18 protein-coding genes are annotated in these 16562 nt (G+C 35.7%); 6 read left to right on the forward strand and 12 right to left on the reverse strand.

The window, feature by feature from the left end; genetic code table 11:
* Positions 1 to 54 precede the first annotated feature (54 nt).
* The 5 genes from BM143_RS13060 to BM143_RS13080 form a co-directional block, all read right to left on the reverse strand.
* Positions 55 to 462 (reverse strand): cytochrome C, encoded by a 408-nt coding sequence (locus BM143_RS13060; RefSeq protein ID WP_090024877.1) that lies wholly within the window; start codon positions 460 to 462, stop codon positions 55 to 57.
* Entirely contained in the window at positions 459 to 740 is a 282-nt protein-coding gene (locus tag BM143_RS13065; protein ID WP_090024878.1) for a hypothetical protein, read from the reverse strand. The genes BM143_RS13060 and BM143_RS13065 overlap by 4 nt, the downstream gene beginning before the upstream one ends.
* Positions 741 to 742: 2 nt before the next feature.
* On the reverse strand, positions 743 to 1738 hold the full coding sequence (locus BM143_RS13070; protein ID WP_090024879.1) for a cbb3-type cytochrome c oxidase subunit II: 996 nt from the start codon (positions 1736 to 1738) through the stop codon (positions 743 to 745).
* Between the two features lie 10 nt (positions 1739 to 1748).
* The gene (locus tag BM143_RS13075) at positions 1749 to 3500 is read right to left on the reverse strand and encodes a cbb3-type cytochrome c oxidase subunit I (protein WP_090024880.1); all 1752 of its coding nucleotides are present in this window, start codon (positions 3498 to 3500) and stop codon (positions 1749 to 1751) included.
* 149 nt (positions 3501 to 3649) lie between these two features.
* Complete coding sequence (locus tag BM143_RS13080; protein ID WP_090024881.1) at positions 3650 to 3862, reverse strand: hypothetical protein; 213 nt, start codon at positions 3860 to 3862, stop codon at positions 3650 to 3652.
* Between the two features lie 844 nt (positions 3863 to 4706).
* Between BM143_RS13080 and BM143_RS13090 the strand changes: the two genes are divergently transcribed.
* Positions 4707 to 5303 carry a Crp/Fnr family transcriptional regulator gene (locus BM143_RS13090; protein ID WP_090024883.1) on the forward strand — a complete coding sequence of 199 codons (597 nt, stop codon included), beginning with the start codon at positions 4707 to 4709 and terminating at the stop codon, positions 5301 to 5303.
* A 28-nt stretch (positions 5304 to 5331) separates the two neighbouring features.
* On the opposite strand, the gene BM143_RS13095 is transcribed toward BM143_RS13090, so the two are convergent.
* Entirely contained in the window at positions 5332 to 5928 is a 597-nt protein-coding gene (locus BM143_RS13095) for a Crp/Fnr family transcriptional regulator (RefSeq protein ID WP_139222039.1), read from the reverse strand.
* Between the two features lie 185 nt (positions 5929 to 6113).
* Positions 6114 to 6680, reverse strand: coding sequence for an HD domain-containing protein (locus tag BM143_RS13100; protein ID WP_090025019.1), 567 nt, complete (start codon positions 6678 to 6680; stop codon positions 6114 to 6116).
* A gap of 262 nt (positions 6681 to 6942) precedes the next feature.
* Here BM143_RS13100 and BM143_RS13105 point away from each other — a divergent pair, with 262 nt between their 5' ends.
* Both BM143_RS13105 and BM143_RS13110 read left to right on the forward strand, forming a co-directional pair.
* A complete protein-coding gene (locus BM143_RS13105) occupies positions 6943 to 7326 on the forward strand; it encodes a hypothetical protein (RefSeq protein WP_090024885.1) in 384 nt (127 codons plus the stop codon).
* A gap of 104 nt (positions 7327 to 7430) precedes the next feature.
* The gene (locus tag BM143_RS13110; RefSeq protein ID WP_090024886.1) at positions 7431 to 8024 is read left to right on the forward strand and encodes a Crp/Fnr family transcriptional regulator; all 594 of its coding nucleotides are present in this window, start codon (positions 7431 to 7433) and stop codon (positions 8022 to 8024) included.
* 83 nt (positions 8025 to 8107) lie between these two features.
* On the opposite strand, the gene BM143_RS13115 is transcribed toward BM143_RS13110, so the two are convergent.
* Positions 8108 to 8704, reverse strand: coding sequence for a Crp/Fnr family transcriptional regulator (locus tag BM143_RS13115; protein ID WP_090024887.1), 597 nt, complete (start codon positions 8702 to 8704; stop codon positions 8108 to 8110).
* A 611-nt stretch (positions 8705 to 9315) separates the two neighbouring features.
* On the opposite strand from BM143_RS13115, the gene BM143_RS13120 reads away from it, so the two are divergent.
* The 3 genes from BM143_RS13120 to BM143_RS13130 all read left to right on the forward strand — a co-directional run bounded on the left by BM143_RS13120 (position 9316) and on the right by BM143_RS13130 (position 12241).
* Entirely contained in the window at positions 9316 to 9906 is a 591-nt protein-coding gene (locus BM143_RS13120) for a Crp/Fnr family transcriptional regulator (protein WP_090024888.1), read from the forward strand.
* A gap of 218 nt (positions 9907 to 10124) precedes the next feature.
* A complete protein-coding gene (locus tag BM143_RS13125; RefSeq protein ID WP_090024889.1) occupies positions 10125 to 10613 on the forward strand; it encodes a DUF421 domain-containing protein in 489 nt (162 codons plus the stop codon).
* Positions 10614 to 10951: 338 nt separating this feature from the next.
* Entirely contained in the window at positions 10952 to 12241 is a 1290-nt protein-coding gene (locus tag BM143_RS13130) for a DUF389 domain-containing protein (RefSeq protein WP_185116546.1), read from the forward strand.
* A gap of 180 nt (positions 12242 to 12421) precedes the next feature.
* On the opposite strand, the gene BM143_RS13135 is transcribed toward BM143_RS13130, so the two are convergent.
* From BM143_RS13135 to BM143_RS13145, 4 genes are all read right to left on the reverse strand, one after another.
* The gene (locus tag BM143_RS13135) at positions 12422 to 12724 is read right to left on the reverse strand and encodes a helix-turn-helix domain-containing protein (RefSeq protein WP_090024891.1); all 303 of its coding nucleotides are present in this window, start codon (positions 12722 to 12724) and stop codon (positions 12422 to 12424) included.
* A 346-nt stretch (positions 12725 to 13070) separates the two neighbouring features.
* Entirely contained in the window at positions 13071 to 13253 is a 183-nt protein-coding gene (locus BM143_RS24330) for a bacteriocin-like protein (protein ID WP_449384775.1), read from the reverse strand.
* Between the two features lie 173 nt (positions 13254 to 13426).
* A complete protein-coding gene (locus BM143_RS13140; protein WP_228430798.1) occupies positions 13427 to 14167 on the reverse strand; it encodes an RteC domain-containing protein in 741 nt (246 codons plus the stop codon).
* 443 nt (positions 14168 to 14610) lie between these two features.
* Positions 14611 to 16329 carry a helix-turn-helix domain-containing protein gene (locus BM143_RS13145; protein ID WP_090024893.1) on the reverse strand — a complete coding sequence of 573 codons (1719 nt, stop codon included), beginning with the start codon at positions 16327 to 16329 and terminating at the stop codon, positions 14611 to 14613.
* Positions 16330 to 16562 lie beyond the last annotated feature (233 nt).

Genomic DNA, 16562 nt, shown 5'->3' on the forward strand with positions numbered 1-16562 from the left:
TTCTTTTATAATTCTTTTACTTTTACAATCATCTTCACAACATCATTTTACAAGTTACTGCACTGCTGCACTCGTTATTTCATAATACACTGCCCATCCTGCAAAAATAATTACGATAATCCATATCCAAAAAGGTATGGTTTGCGGGGTCTCACTTCCGGTAATGAGAAAGCTTTTCTGATTTCCTTTATCATAAGCATTGATCATTAATGATAAAGTTCCATCCACGACATCTTTATTCTTCAAGCCTTCAATTCTTATGGAGGGACCATTGGCAACTGTAAAATTTATTGTTCTTATGCCTTCTTTGCCCGATGGAGAGCGGCTTACAATTTTTAACAGATGATCCCCATCTGCAAGCTTTTTCGTATCCAGATCGAAAACAATTGGAGTTTCCAATTCAGCAATGGGATGCGGGTCATTATCTATGAAAAGAAATACCTTACTGCTGTCTTTTGTCATAACATCGTATTTTCATCTGAGAAAACCGAATATTTAATATGCCTTAGATCTTTTTCATCCGGTTTGATCAAATATTTAACTGAAAATATAAAGGCTAAAACTGTTATCAGGATAACAATTCCTACAATAAACCAGTCCCAGTCGCTTTCCGGTCCTGTTCCGTGCGTAAGATCCTTAGTGACTTCCGGCTGACGAAGCTGGCATGCATCGCATCCCATGGCATAGCTGGTCCATAAAATTAAAATCACATTGAGTCCATTTTTTATTAAATTTTTCATTGTTACTTTATTTTGTCAAAGATTACTTTTATTTCTTCCAAAGTCACTTTTTTCGAATTATTTCCCCAGCTCGTTCTTTCGTGATTAATAATCGCTGTTACATCTTCAGCAGTAAAATTAGCATTGGTTCCTACTGCCGGCATGGTCGCAAATTCAGGTCTGGGATCATAGCCTTTCATGATAATTGTAACGTAAAGCTCCAGATCTCCGCCGCTTACTACGGGGCTTCCTTTTAATGGAGGGAAGGCGCCCGGCACCCCTTCACCATTTGCCTGATGGCAGGAAGCGCAATTGGCGGTGAAAAGCTCTGCACCATCTGGCAGATGAGATGCACCGGCCTGCTTTTCATTTCCTTTTTTGGTTTGCTTATAAAGGAACGGAGGCACAATAGATTTATCCGTGTAATCCGTCTGTTTAAGTGATTTCAGATAAGCGACCAATTGCAGGGCCTTTTGCGTAGCAACTATTTTCTTTCTTTTATTTTTAAGGAATTTCTCGGGAACTTTCACTTCAACGTCGTCAGGCTGCAGATAATCTCTTTCCATAAAAAGAAATTCATAGGACGGCATTATGGAAGCTTCTACAGCAGCTCTTGGCTGGTAAAGGTGAATTAAATGCCATTCGGCACTTGGCTGTCTTTCCCCTACACTGGTAAGATCAGGCCCAGCCCTTTGTGTCCCCATCAGGTTAGCTGTATTTCTCCAAAAATCCGTTCTTTTATTGATGGCAAAATCTGCCGGAATACTTGGTCTTTTACCAAAAACATTATCCATTTCAACATTTCTTACCTGCTGTGTATGGCATGCCACACATCCGTTTTCAATATATACCATTTTGCCGGCCCTTTCCTGCTCTGTCAATATTTTCGCCTGCCTTGGCAAAGGCTTATTGATTCTCTGGTTATCAAGAGCAGGCAGCACAGCGATGTAAAGTGTAAGAAAAACAAAGAGACAAAGTGCTGAGCCGAAAAGGATTTTATGGTTATTTAATAGTAACATAATTCTTCTTTTAAGTGTTAAACTCAGTATGGCTGTGTTGTTGTTTTGCTGCCAGTATTTCAGCAGGGGTCTGTGGGATTCTCACATCTTTATCTTTGGTAATCATTATATAAAAATTATAGCCAAAAATAAGATGAGCCATCCACATCATGGTACCCCCTATTGCTCTCCATAACCAGAACGGGAACATGTTAATAACACCATCTATGAAAGGTTTTTTTTTCATCCACATCAATCCTGTCTGTGTCCCTCCTATCATCAATGCTATGACATAAAAAAGTAAACCGATTAAAGCCAGCCAAAAGTGTATTCCTACCCATAGCTTTGGAGGCTCCTTGCCGGTGAGGCGCGGAATAAGGGTGTATGAAAATGCCCAAAGCATAAAGGTGATTATTCCGTACATGGTCAGATGGGAATGGGAAACTGTAAAATCAGTGAAGTGCCAGAGCAGATTGGTATATCTGAAAGCTTCTACCGTTCCCTGAAGAGACCCGGTAAAATAAAAAATAATCGACATAAAATAAAACGGAAGTGTATAACTGTTTTTAAGCTGGTACCATGCTCCGTTAAATGTAAACAGAAAATTAGTCGTTCCTGCTGCTACGGGAATTAACATTCCCACACTGGCAACAATGGCTGTAGTCTGAAGTCTCCAGGGAATAGCACTAAAAATAAAGTGGTGGGTTCCGATCAGAGTATAAAATAATATATGAGTCCAGAAAGCCAGCGCTCCCAGACTGTAGGAATAAATAGGTTTATTGAGCTGCTGGGGAAGGAAATAATACATCAGACCCAGATTAATCATCATAAACCACATACCAATGGCCTGATGCATATAATACCCCTGGGTAATTGTTTCTCCCACTCCGTCCTGCCATATAGGAACGTAGCCTACGATAATGACTATGACAATGAACATAAATCCCGAAATGATATACCAGTTTGAAATATAAATTTCTTTGACAACTCTTTGGACAACGGGCTTGAAGAGATTATGGGCAGAAATTGCCACTCCGGCTCCAAAGGTTATCATAATAGGCCATATATATTCTCTGTATTCCCCCCCTCCGTTATTGACTCCCGCCAATAAAGATATTGTTCCGGCCAGTACTGCAGTATTGATCAGTATTAAAGAAATGTAACCCTGCTTTATATTATAAACCTCCACGTTGCTTACTCTTGTAACAACATAATATGAAAGTCCCACCATAGCTAAAGATGCCCATCCCCAGAATACCGCATTTGTATGGGCGGGGCGGAGTCTTCCAAAACTCAGCCAACTGATATGTTCAACATCCGGCGCAACGTATTTGATACCGGCATAGAGGCCAAAGGTTGTCCCAATGATCAGCCAAAGAATTGCCGTTCCTAAGAAATAAAGAATAAGTTTACTGAGTTCGGGACTTATATATTGCAAAAATGAAGAAGTCCTTCTTTTAGTTGGAAATACCCTGAGTTCCTCGACCGAGTTGACATTCTTAATAATTCCTTTTTCATCAGACGGCGGCAAGCAGCCCGAGAGCTGGTTTTCTGCCGGCTGAAAATTAAGTTCTTTTTCTCTTTTCTCATATTCTCTTAACTCTTCCGGAGAGCTATTTTCAATTTTTTTTCTGATCTCGGAAAGTTCCCTATTCCTTAGTATTCTTGAATAAATAGCTAAGAACTTAAAAATCAGGATAACTAAGCTGGCAATAATCACCATTAACATAAGTAATAATGTTATCTGTATTCCAGTTTGGTTTAGTAGTGATGATTCTGCCATGATAGAATTTTAGGATTTAATATATAAGGATTTCGTCCACTGAAATACAGTGGAAACAACTCAATAATAACCTGAATAAGCCATTTTCCAAGAATAGGAAATATGGCTATTCAGTCTTCAAAAGACGAATGTGCACTAATGGATGTACATTACTTACTGTTTTTGATAGAATCTACATCGTAGGCTGTACTGTCCATAGGAAGTGTATTATCCAGGGAATCTGGTGTGATTTGAGCTGTTCCCCCAACCATACTGTCTCCTGTATTTATACTGTCAATATTTGAAGGTTGAGGCTGTTGTTCTCTTTTACAACCAATGGTAAATAAGCCCAGAATCAGGGCTGTTAAGATGAATGATTTCATAACATTAAATTTTGTGGTGTGTGTTAACAAAAGTATGAAAACAAGCACTTTGGTTTTTATGACTTACATCATAATGACTCATAATTTGTCTAATGTTATAAAAAAATAACCATTAAATAAGTGTGTAAGGCATTACCAGAAAAAAAGCATAGCTGTTAATGCCGGAATCAGCTACAGCATCCAATGGCTGAATCTCTTCCACTTATAGAATACCTGCTGAGAATTCCGTTACAAACGTACTGGCAATAAGCTGTAAGAAGTAGTTCTATATTTCTGAAAGAGTGAATCCTAATATGAGCCAGACGACTCATAATTTACAGATATTACCTGAAAAAATTAAGAATTGATCAGTACTATACCATAAAAAAGCCTTCCAAAATAGGAAGGCCGAGAATATATGGGGTCTAAAAAAGTGTCAACGGACTATTGAATCATTTTGTTTTATTGGTTGCTTTAATGTATCGGCACCCTTTCGATAAGTTGTCGAATCGTTTTGATTAGCAGGGGGTGTAGAAGCAACACTTGCCGAATCATATGAAGATGTCGCGGTAGAATCAGCCTGTGTATCGTTTTTAGTCTCCTGGTTTTTACAGCTGATCATTAATATACCAAGAATAATAAATATTGAACTTTTCATATTATATCATTTAGTTAAAAAATAAGTGGTTGCAAAATTCTAATACCAAAATTATTCATAACAGTCACTCCATTTTATGAGTGAGGTCATAATATGTGTTTTTAAGACAAATTAATATTATTTGATTCTACACATTTTTGTCAACCCTACTTTTACCCATTATTTAAAAATTAAAACTATATTGCTTTTCAATTAAAACTTATCAAAATGCTGATCGAACAGGAACTTCTTTTATCCTTCGGAGCAACAATAGAAAATTTTTATCCGGCTGACATCATATTTGATGAAGGCAGTACGCCTAAATACTATTACCAGATTGTAAAAGGTCGGATAAAGCTCAATCATTATAATGAAAATGGAAAGGAACTTATTCTAGCCATTCTCACCTCAGGGCTCAGTGTATGTGAACTTTTACTCTTTATGGATAAGACCTATCCTGTCAATGCTGTAGTTTTAGAACCCAGTACTCTTTTAAGGCTTTCTAAAGTTGATTTTGAAAGAATGCTTGATGAAAATGTGATGATTTCCAGAAATATCAATAAATTTTTATCCGAAAGATTGTATCATAAAATTATTATGCTGGAGAACAATACCTCTACTCATGCAGATGTGAGGATACTCGGAGTGCTCAATTATCATAAAAGCTTCAGCAGTGAACAATCCAAATATTCGTTTGAGGTTCCCCTTACCAGGCAGCAGCTTGCTTCGATGACCGGACTAAGGGTGGAAACAGTGATAAGAACTATAAAAAACCTCGAGAAGCTCAGTAAACTTCAGATAAGGGACAGAAAAATTTATTATTAAATCTTTACCGCCTGGCAAGACTAAACCCTCAGTAAAAAATTTTACCGTTTATAATCCGGACCATTTTATTTTTCTCCATTTTTTTCACCGTGCGTATCACCGTTTCCAACCGTAAAGCTGTAATTGATGAAAGCTGCTGTCTGGTAAAAGGTATTTGAAAGGAAAAAGGTTCAGACTTTGAATAGTATGCCTTAAGAACCCTGAAAAGTTCAATCAGTCTTAACATTGAATCATTAATAGAAAGACAGTTCAGCATCACATACCTGTAATACACTTTTTCAGCATTATAACAGTAAAGCTTCAGGAGCGATTCCTGAGTATTTTTGACAAAATCAACAAACCTTTCACCAGGAACCCTAAAAATTTCACATAAGTCCATTGCTACTGCATTAAATGGATAAGCCTTGTTATCAAAAAGAAATGTTTCAGCAAAACATTCTCCGCTAAAGGAAATACCTAAAATGGCCTCTGTTCCGTTCTCTCTGTCCTTTGTCAGTTTAACAGCCCCCATGCTAACCTGATAATAATAATTGGGTTTTTGACCGTCTGAGAATATCAATTCATTCACTTCATATTGTAATATCTCAGCTCCTAACGAAAAAAGTATTTGTTCACTAAATATCAAAATTTCTCTTATTTAAAAGTCAAAACTAAAAAAAACAGCGAGCTTAAATTTATGATATAGGTCATAACAGGTACCACAAGGACACCTACTTTTCACTTCTACCTATCGGGAGCATTCAGTACGTATGAAAATATTCTTGCAGAAAAGTTGCTTTAAAATAAGCTTTCAAATTCTTTCCAGCAATTTCAGGATTCTCTCTGAGTTTTTCCCAACTCTTCAACAACGAGAGCTAAAGCTCTGCGATGTAATTCTAAATTGCCTTTATCCAAAGCAAAAAGTATATCACGGCATTCCCCCAGGTAACGCTTTGAAAATGATGGATCATGCCGGGGAATCTCAATTGAATTATCTATAATATCAGCATATTTGATGGTCTGTGCTTGCGCACTGATTTCCCGGAGTCTCTCCAACTCCATTTTCTTTCTTTTGTAGCGGTTAAACTTGGGAAAATCTTTTTTTGTGTACACATCGGTTAATTCTACGACCAGCTGAACCGTGAGATTACGGTCATTATTATTCATCACAGTTCCCAGAAATTGCGAAATATCATCTTTCGATAATGGGGTATCCTCAATAACATCATGCAGTATAGCCGCTGCGAGTATGGAAAGTTTATCGGTATAGCTGTGGCATATTTCCATTACTCTTAATGGATGAACAATATATCTCTCAGATGTGTATTTTCGTGTCTGGCATCCGTGCGCCTGATCAGCAAACTCTGTAATCTTTTGTATAATTTCTGATCTATCCATAACAATCATCCTTAAAATAACACATACAAAAACAGCAACTCTTTTGCCAAATCTTACAGAACATCCTTAAACAAACAAACCTGAGAGATTAAAGAAAAGTCTATTTCAGCCCTATATGATCTCGATCATATTGATGTAATTGATGTTCTGGCTAATTTTGATGTAAGTCGTCGGAGTATTGAAAGACCTTCCTGTAACGATACATCTTAGTTTCTTTTATTACTACAGTACGAATAATCATCAACAGCCCATTTAAAACACCATGAAAATCACGGAATTAACAATACGTAATCTTGTCAAATACAGAGGTAAGGTCTATTCACTTACAGAGGTATACCAAGACAAGAATGAAGAATATCATGTCAAATTAAAAAATTCAGAACAGTCATTATCAGTATCCGCTAAATTAATTAAACCAGTGGAAATAGATGAATTCTGGCTTTTAAAATTTGGATTTATTAAAACCTATGACTCTAAGTACCGGATAAGATTTGAAAGAGGACAGGAATTTTTAAAGTATGATATTGACCTGCATAGTGTACATTCTATGACGGGTCTTAAGATATATGGAAATAATGTCAACTGCAGGTATGTACATCAGTTCCAAAACATTTTTTGCTTTTTGTTTGGAAAAGAACCTATTTAAAATGGTTAAAATATTGTAAATATATCCGTTATCATTTATCCGTATAAAAGATTGATAATATTTTTCACAACGTATCCTTAGGATGCGTATTATAATACTTTATTATGCTTATTAATATTGAATTACTCTCCATGTACGGTGGATTTACAGAAACTTTTAGCCCCTCTGACATCATTTTCGAGGAAGGAGATATTCCGGAGTTTTACTACCAGCTCATTACCGGATCTGTTAAGCTAAGCCATACAGAAGAAGGTAAAGAACTTATTCAAAGTATTTTAAATAAAGGGCAAAGCGTTTGTGAGCTACTGTGTATGATTGAAAAGCCCTATCCGGTCAGTGCCATAGCTATTTCATCAGGTGACCTGATAAAAGTACCTAAAGCTAAATTTCTGAAACTTCTTAGTGAGCACCATCAGCCGGCAGTAGCGGTCCGGCAATTTGCTGCGGAACGTCTGTATCACAAGTTTATTTTGATGCAGAACAATGCCTCTAAGTATTCCCATGTCAGGATTGAAGGTATTTTAAAATACTTCAAGAGCTTAAGTGAAGATCAGAGCCCCTATTCCTATGAACTTCCCCTCACCAGAAAACAGCTGGCATCTATTACCGGTCTGCGTATTGAAACGGTGATACGAACTGTAAAGAAAATGGAAGCTGAAAAGGTACTTAAGATTAAAAACCGTAAAATTTATTTCTAGTATACGAATAGTATCTCATCTTAAATTTGAAGGAATACCTGACGAATAATCAGGATATATAAAAAACGATAAACAAATATTTTTTAGTAAAATATTTTCCCATTCTTTATTATAAGAATTTCATCTTTCTCCATTCTTTTAATTACTCTGATGGTTGTTTCCAGAGACAAGCCGGTAAGTGAAGCCAACTGCTGCCTGGTATGGGGAATTTCGAATGAATATCTGTATTTATTTTCTTTTGATTCTTTCATCTGGTTCATCAGTTCCACTAAACGCTCTTCGGCATTCTGGCTTGAAATCTTCTGCATTAACACCAATTTTTCGGTGGTTTTTTCTGACAGAGCTGTATACATATTGAGGAAATTATCTGGATGATCCTGCAGTAATTGAAAGAACTGGTCTCTGCTGATTTTAAGAACAGTACATTTTGTAAGGGCAACCGCATTAACGGTATACGGTTTTCCCAGGATAAGCATTGATTCTCCGAAACATGAATTATCTGAAAGGATGTCCTGAATAAACTCTTTACCGTCTTCCTTATAGCTGTTAAGTTTCACTTCGCCTGTTACTATTTGATAATAAAAAAGCGGAGTGGATTCTTCACGAAAAATATAATCACCAGCACTGTAGTGCTCTTCAATTGCCTGTACTGAATGCAAAAGACCGTTTTGGATAGACATAATGTAAATTTTATGGTTTGCTTTGTTCTACGTTACCGTTGTAGAAGACTTGGGCATTTTTGAACGTCCTGAATTTATTTGCCGCTCTAACTGGCAACACTTGATAGTATTTATAAACAATACTTAGCTTTTTAAAGTTCAAACAAAATTTCTAATCAAGCTAAAGATCCATTGAGATATTTGCTTCATAAGAAAATTTCATATCCAAAAGTTTAGATTTCACGACTTGCCAAAAGGTTGCATTCATATTTTTCATTAAATGAGATACTTCAAAGGTAGCCTATCAGTAAAGCATATAATATGACATAGGTCATATTTGAAAATCTTTTAAAAAGATAGTGATTTAAATTGGTCTTAAGTATTTTTATTTGATTTTCAATAATTTAAAACGACTGATAAAAAAAAATGATTATGGTCAACCGCTTTTAACTTAAAAAACAACCAGTCATTTTAACGGCCAGCGGCCGTCGTTTGAGGAATTACCGAGCGTACAATAAGGTCAATTTTGAAACCTTTTTGATCTGAATCATATTCAAAGAAATATTAAATTAATATATTTGTAGTACGTTATTTCACAGGCAAGCTATGTGAAGGTTGTTTAATTAGGAGTTATGGTCATACAGGAAGACTTGCTCATTACTTTTGGAGCAGACATTATTCAATTACAAAAATCCGAACTCCTCTTTGAAGAGAACACCGCACCTGCCTACTATTTTCAGATCAAAACGGGTAAAATAAAACTTACGAATTTTCAAACTGAAAAGAGAGAATTCATACAGAGTATTCATCAGGAGGGTGACTCGGTGGGCGAAATATTTTTATTTTCTAAATACCATTATCCTGTCCATGCCGTCTTAATGGAGGATTCTACAGTACTTCGGTTAGAACATTCCAAACTATTGAAATTACTGGAATCTGACTTTGAGATTCAGATGAAGTTTCTTTATTATCTGGCAGATAGATCATATCACAGCTGTATTTTTTTAAACAGTTTAACATCAGAAGACGCCACTCATCAATTGCTTACCGTACTTAATCATCTTAAGGGAGATCATGGTGAGCGCTATTCCTATAAAATTCCTTACACAAGAAAAGAGCTTGCTTTTTTAACCGGTTTAAGGATTGAAACCGTCATCAGGACTTTTAAAAAAATGGAGCACGAAAAGCTGATTAAAATAATTAAAGGCAGAGTGTATTACTAAGATATCACCCAATGAAAAAGCCTCCCTATTTTGGAAGGCCTGTTGGCATTTAAGACAGAATAATGCCTGCATTAATCATTTACAAATCTAATTTGTATTTTCCAAAGCTACCATGACTGAGATCATAAATCTCAAAGTATCACAGCTGGTCATATTTTAAAATATCATTTAAAAAGGCATAATGATTGATTTTCATATTTGACCTAAAACCACAGCTTATGGATTTTTTAGCGGAACTCTGGGGAAGCGGAAAGTCATTGAATACAGTACAAATGACGTGTCGTGGCATAACCGTTTTTATACTAGCATTGATTTTAATCCGTATTTCCGGAAGAAGATCATTTGGAATCGGCTCACCACTTGACAACATTATTGTCATGCTCCTCGGGGCTATTCTAAGTCGCGCCGTAGTGGGCGCCTCCCCTTTTATCCCAGTTATGACAACCTGTACCATGATTGTTCTGCTGCATCGGTTTTTCAGCTGGTACAAAGGAAAAAGCAGCCGATTTATTCATTGGATTGAGGGAGATAAGATTATGCTTTTTAAAGACGGCAGGTTTATCACTGAGAACATGGAGAGAGCACAGCTGCATAGAGAAGACGTGATGCAGGAATTGAGAAAGAGGGCTATGACCGATGATTTGAATAACATTAAAACTATCTATATTGAGAGAAGCGGTGAGATTAGCATTGTTATAAAAGAATAAGCCTTTGTCAGGTAAATCTCTGTATATCAGAAACAGCTTAAAATAAGCTAAATGAATTGATCATCACTTTAAATATGATCCCTTTTAAAGGATACCTTATATCAATTACGGAAATCTAAAAAATAGAATCTATCGTTTTAAATCACAAACAATAATTATCTTTTTCTTTCTTCCGATATAGCGGAGATTTTCCTGTAATCAAAATTTTACCGCCAAAAAGAATAAAAAAACCTTATTTTTGATTATAAAGGTGCTGAAAAACATTGATGTGCTCCATATAAAGTGCAAATCACAGATCACTACTACCATCTCTATATCAAAAAGATAAAAAACATATAATGAATTTTTTTTTTAATTTTATTAATCTCCACAATGGCGAAGAAAAAAAAGATAAAGTACTGGATAATGTTACGTCCAACATTTCTTTCAGGGGATCAAATCTCTGGATTCTTGCCTGTGCTATAATTATAGCTTCAGTAGGACTCAATGTAAACTCAACGGCAGTAATTATCGGTGCCATGCTCATCTCCCCTCTGATGGGCCCCATTGTGGGGGCGGGATTTGCTCTGGGAACAGATGATTTCCCCTTACTTAAAAAATCTATCAAAAATCTCCTGATAGCTACTGTGGTGAGTCTGCTTGTTTCTGCAGTTTATTTCTATTTAAGTCCTTTTAAGGATGTCCAGTCTGAGTTATTGGCAAGGACAGCTCCTAATATTTATGATGTATTGATTGCGTTTTTTGGAGGCCTGGTGGGAGTCATTGCCATCACACGGGTAGAGAAAGGAAATCCTATTCCCGGAGTTGCCATCGCTACAGCACTGATGCCACCTCTGTGCACTGCCGGATTTGGATTGGCAACATTTAATTTTTCTTATTTTTTTGGAGCATTCTATCTCTATACTATTAACTGTTTTTTTATCTGTATCGCTACATTTCTGGTTGTAAAATATCTTAAGTATCCATCTTCGCTTATTGGTAATAAATATGAAAAAAGAATTCGCTACAGTATTTCATTTTTAATGATCGTCATGATTGTACCAAGCTTTTACCTGGCTTATAACCTTTATAATGAAAAAAAGTTTACAAAAACCGCTGAACAGTTTATACAGAAGGAATTTGACAACAATGGATATACCGTGATTTATAAAAAGATCAATTATCATTTAAATCCCAGGACTATTGATGTTGCTTTTATTAATAAAAAGTTTACCCCGGCTGAAGTCGAAGCTTATAATAAGATGCTTATCAGCAGCGGTCTGTCCAATACAAAATTGAATATTAGACAGAACACATCAGATCTTAAATCAGAGATTTTAAGTGAAATCAACAAAGCTGACCGTCACATCTCCGAAAAAGACATTGCCATTTCACAACTAAGGCAGCAGCTCGACATGTATAAAATCTCTGACTCCACGCTCATGAAGGAATTACAGATTTTATATCCTGATATGAAAAGAATTTCTTACGGGAAGATTGAACAGTATCCTCATACAGACAGTATGAAGCTGCAATTTGTAATCATTTATTCAGGCGAAAATATAAATGAGCCACAACTCAAAAGCTGGTTAAGGCAAAGACTACATGAAGAAAATATTGAAGTTGTACAAAATGAAACTAAACAATAATTTCAGCTCATAAAAAAATGATGGGCTCAATACCTATAATAATGGTTAATAAAAATGAATTATACAAGAACAACATTGCGTCTCTTGCTGAAAACAGAGGAATGACAGCATCCTCTTGACAATAATAAACCTCAAAAATTTCAATTGTATAGGTTCACATTTCTGTTCAGACGAGGATGCTTACTGATAGGATCTTCGGCATCCTGCACTAAAGCTGTCTCTGATGAGCTGATGGACATCAGAGAGTTTATAATACAGCTTACCACTGATGGTATAGTAAGGTAATTTTTTATCAGAACGGTAGCGCTGCAGGGATCTTGAACTTATTTTAAGCAGCTGTAAAACATCCTGATTATCCAGCAGCTGCTCTCCATCAATACTGTTTAACTCGTTTTCATTCTCTTTTAACTTCTCACTGAGAATGTCAAATCTTGTCATAATTCTTTCCATCCAGGAAATGAATTCTATTCTGTCAATATTCATAATACTTTGTTTTAATGACTGTTACAAAGTTTAGCAAATACCATGAATTTCCTTCGGTAGCCCATCGGTACTACCGTACGATTCTTCTCCGAATACCATCAATATTACACTTTTAAAAATTATCTCAACGGGATTCCAATTGATCTTAAGGTTAAAACGGGACATCATATACTCAATCAAGCAATGAATAATAAAGCTAAGACATATTCAAACAATCAAACAGATATACTGATTTTCAGATACGCTAAAGCCTTCCTATAGGGAAGGCTTTTTAAATTTGAAGTTGGTAAAAATGTCAAACTGCTATCCTTGTCAAAATCGGCAATTATTCTCCAGAACCAAAAAATCAGGCAGAGCAGCAAAGTCCAGTTCTTGAATCACATATTCCAATAAACGGAGATCCGTCAACAGTGCTGGTGCATACACATCTTACTGCACATCCTATTTGTAAAGGTAAAATAGCATTTAATGCTCCTTTTACATTCTTTAGATCTTGTCTTGAAAGTTTTTTTAGATTTTTCATAATCATATATGGTTAAGTTATTTTGTTTTCTGCTATACAAAAATGAATGAGTTTTTGATCAAAACAAACCTTCAATTAATAAGTGTGAATAATTTAAAAGTAAGTGTCACATTTTTATGAAACAGCTGTTGCAAATCTCAGCCCGCTTTGACGGTAAAAAATTGAAAGGGGATACGGTATTAATCTTCTCCTTCCGTTAAAGCCTTCTCAAGGCTTTCTTTCAATAGCTCCAAAAATTTAGTTTTAGTATATTTTCTGCTTTTAATTTCACCAATGGTCTTGTAAAAATTGCCTAAATCAATTTCTAATGATCGTTCTGTAAATCTTATGACTTCACTGAAATCAACATTACCCCCATTAAAACAACCCGTCCTGTGAAGTGCATACATCAGCTCTATCAGTGACACTTTTGAAGATGTCCATATTAATTTCCCTACTTCCCCGCTATCTACCTCTGTTTCCTGCCCGATATTGCGGATTGATTTTATCAGGTAATCGTCCAGCAGTTCATTAGCCTGTATTACAGCTATTTTATGGTCATGAGACGTTGTAAAATCTTCATCAAGGTTGTATATGCTTGAGGAAAGTTTCATCTTTAAATCGTATGATTTTCTGGTAAAATACTTATGATCCAGATAGGTTGCTTTTCTACGATAGTAATTGTAAAAATCAGCCTGATCAGAATAATACCTCCTGAGTTTTAACAGTTCTGCCTGATAAAATTTTCTCAATGCTTTATCGCCCGCTACCGGTTTGGAGGTCTCGGTATTCAATACTTTGGAATAATAGATATACCTGGAAATAAAGTAGGGCTTATGATCTTTAAAAAAATACACCTCATCAGCAACAGATTCAAAGGTAAAATTCTTGACCAGCTTTTTAAGTTTCCTTATACTTTCATCAAGTATCAGGAGTATCATCTCAGATGATGTCATAATATCATCATATTGATTTGTTACTATTACAATCTGCTGTTCTACATCTTGCCGGAGTACAGATAGATTTCTAAAAAATGTCTTTGTTACCATGTCTTTTCTTAGAAAATTACAAAGATTTAAAATATCAGAGAGAAACATCCGTTTTCTACCGCACTCGTAGTTTTATTTTCGGAAAGACCTGCAGAATTTCAGTTTATGACTTGAATCATAAACTATTATTTAAAACTCTTTTTACATTTAAGTACTTGAATACTTTCATACTTCTAAAAATTTACACTTTGCCTCCCGTGCCCCGGGAGGCTTTTGTATTTCTAATTGTAATCTTAGCCTATGGAAAAATAATCTATTCTGTAAATAGAACAAAAGTACTGCTTCAGGCCTGCAAGAAAAGTCTTTACAGATATTTAAACTGACAGACGGTAAAATCAGTTTTCTTCCAGTTCTTCTTTTCTTTTCCTGATAAAATCCTTTGGCCTGATTCCATTGATTTCATAAAAAAGATCTGAAAAATTTTGTCTTGAAGAAATCCCACATTCTTCTGCCAGCGCTTCAATGGTATAGTTCAGGTATTTTTTATTGGAATTTAAAAGCTGGGTAATATATGAAATCCGCAGCTCCCCTATATACCGGTTAAAATTCATTTTCTTTTGTTCATTGATATAGGTAGATAAATACGACGTATTGGTATTTAACTGTAAGGCGAGCTTATTTTGGGTCAGCCCTTTTTTGACAAACCCCTTATTGCTTTCAAACAGTCTAAGTTTAGACGATAAATCCTGGATCTGTTCAGCAGTAAGAACACTTTTCCTCTGCTCCCCTTCCGCTTTCAGCTTTTCTTTCTTTTCCTCTATATGATGCCGAACTTTCAATCCTTCTTCACTTAATTTGTATTGAAGCTCAGTATATTTCCGCTGCACCTTTTGCTCCCTATAATATCGGAAAATGAACATTCCTAAGAAAAATAACGCCAAAGCAATACATACAATCATTGAAATCAATCTTCCCTTACTTTTCCTTTCAAGCTGCTCTTTCTTATCCATGAGTAATCTGGTGTCATATTCTTTATGAATCCGGGGAGACAAATAACTAAAATCCCTAACTAAGACACTGTCAACTTTTAGCAGCTGTTTGGTGTAGTACAGCTCCTTTTCCAAACTTTTATCTTTTTTACTGCTCTTGATCAGATCTTCATAACTTGCTCTAACTTCAGGTAATATGAAATGATGGGTATTAAAAATTGAATCCACCTTCATCAGATATTTCAGACTTTTGGCTTTATCAAAACTACTGTAGCTTTTTCCAAGGTAATAGTATACCACAGAGGCCCAGGCAAAATCTTTCGCCTTCAAAATCGGATCCAGTGATTGCCCTAGATCAGCTATGGCTGCTTTATAATTTTTATGATTGTATTCTAAAAGCCCTTTGCATTTAAAAAAATATCCACGCTCCAAAGAAAATTCATCCATATCATATGTTCTGGAGAGCGCCACATTCACCAGACTATCCGAAACTTTAAATTGTTTTAGATTTCGATAACATACAATCATCTGATGCAGGGTATTATAATATCCCCTGGTATTGTTATAAATTTCATTAGGGTGGAGTTGTTCTTTGGATTTTGTTTCAAAGAAGTGGTTGCAGTCGTTAAACAATTCCAAAGCATCCTGATAATACCCCAGATAGCTTTTAACAACCCCAAGATGGTATTTCACCTTATATCTGAGATAATTATCGCTGGTATTCTGGGCATATTGATAGGCTTTGAGATATTCATCCAGGGCAGGCTCAAATTTCTTGAAGTTGAAATAATAAATAATCCCTTTACCAAGATAGGCTGTGCTTATTAGATCTTTATCTTCTGATTTCAGCGCCGCCAGAATGGTGCTGTCCGCATACAGCATCTTATGCTGATCCGAAGGTGAAAAAAAGACGGCATCTTTATAGCCCTGAACCAGACGGGAATACTCCTTTTCCTTTTTGGCTTTTTCAATATACTGTTGTACTCCCGGTAAGGCACTCGAATTATTCTTCTCCAGATTTTCATACTGACTTCTGATATCCAGATAACTCTTGTTCCCCGACTGCGGAAAAAAATTCACAAAATAAATCAAAAGAGCAAATAAAAGAAATCGAGCAGCTGTCATAAGGAAATATTATAAACATGACTTCCAAATTTAAACATTTTATATCAATCATATGTGAAATAAAAACTCATTTTAGGATTTTCATCTCTTATTGAAGATTTTGCACTCAACAGATAGGTCTTTCGGGAAATATATCTGTCAAAATTTAAAAATTGGGACGTCTTAATTTTTAAAGCCTGCCACAGATCAGTTTTTTCATGTCTTTAACTGAGATAATTTTGGAATATGAATTC

The sequence above is a fragment of the Chryseobacterium oleae genome, assembly GCF_900115055.1.
GTDB lineage: Bacteria > Bacteroidota > Bacteroidia > Flavobacteriales > Weeksellaceae > Chryseobacterium > Chryseobacterium oleae.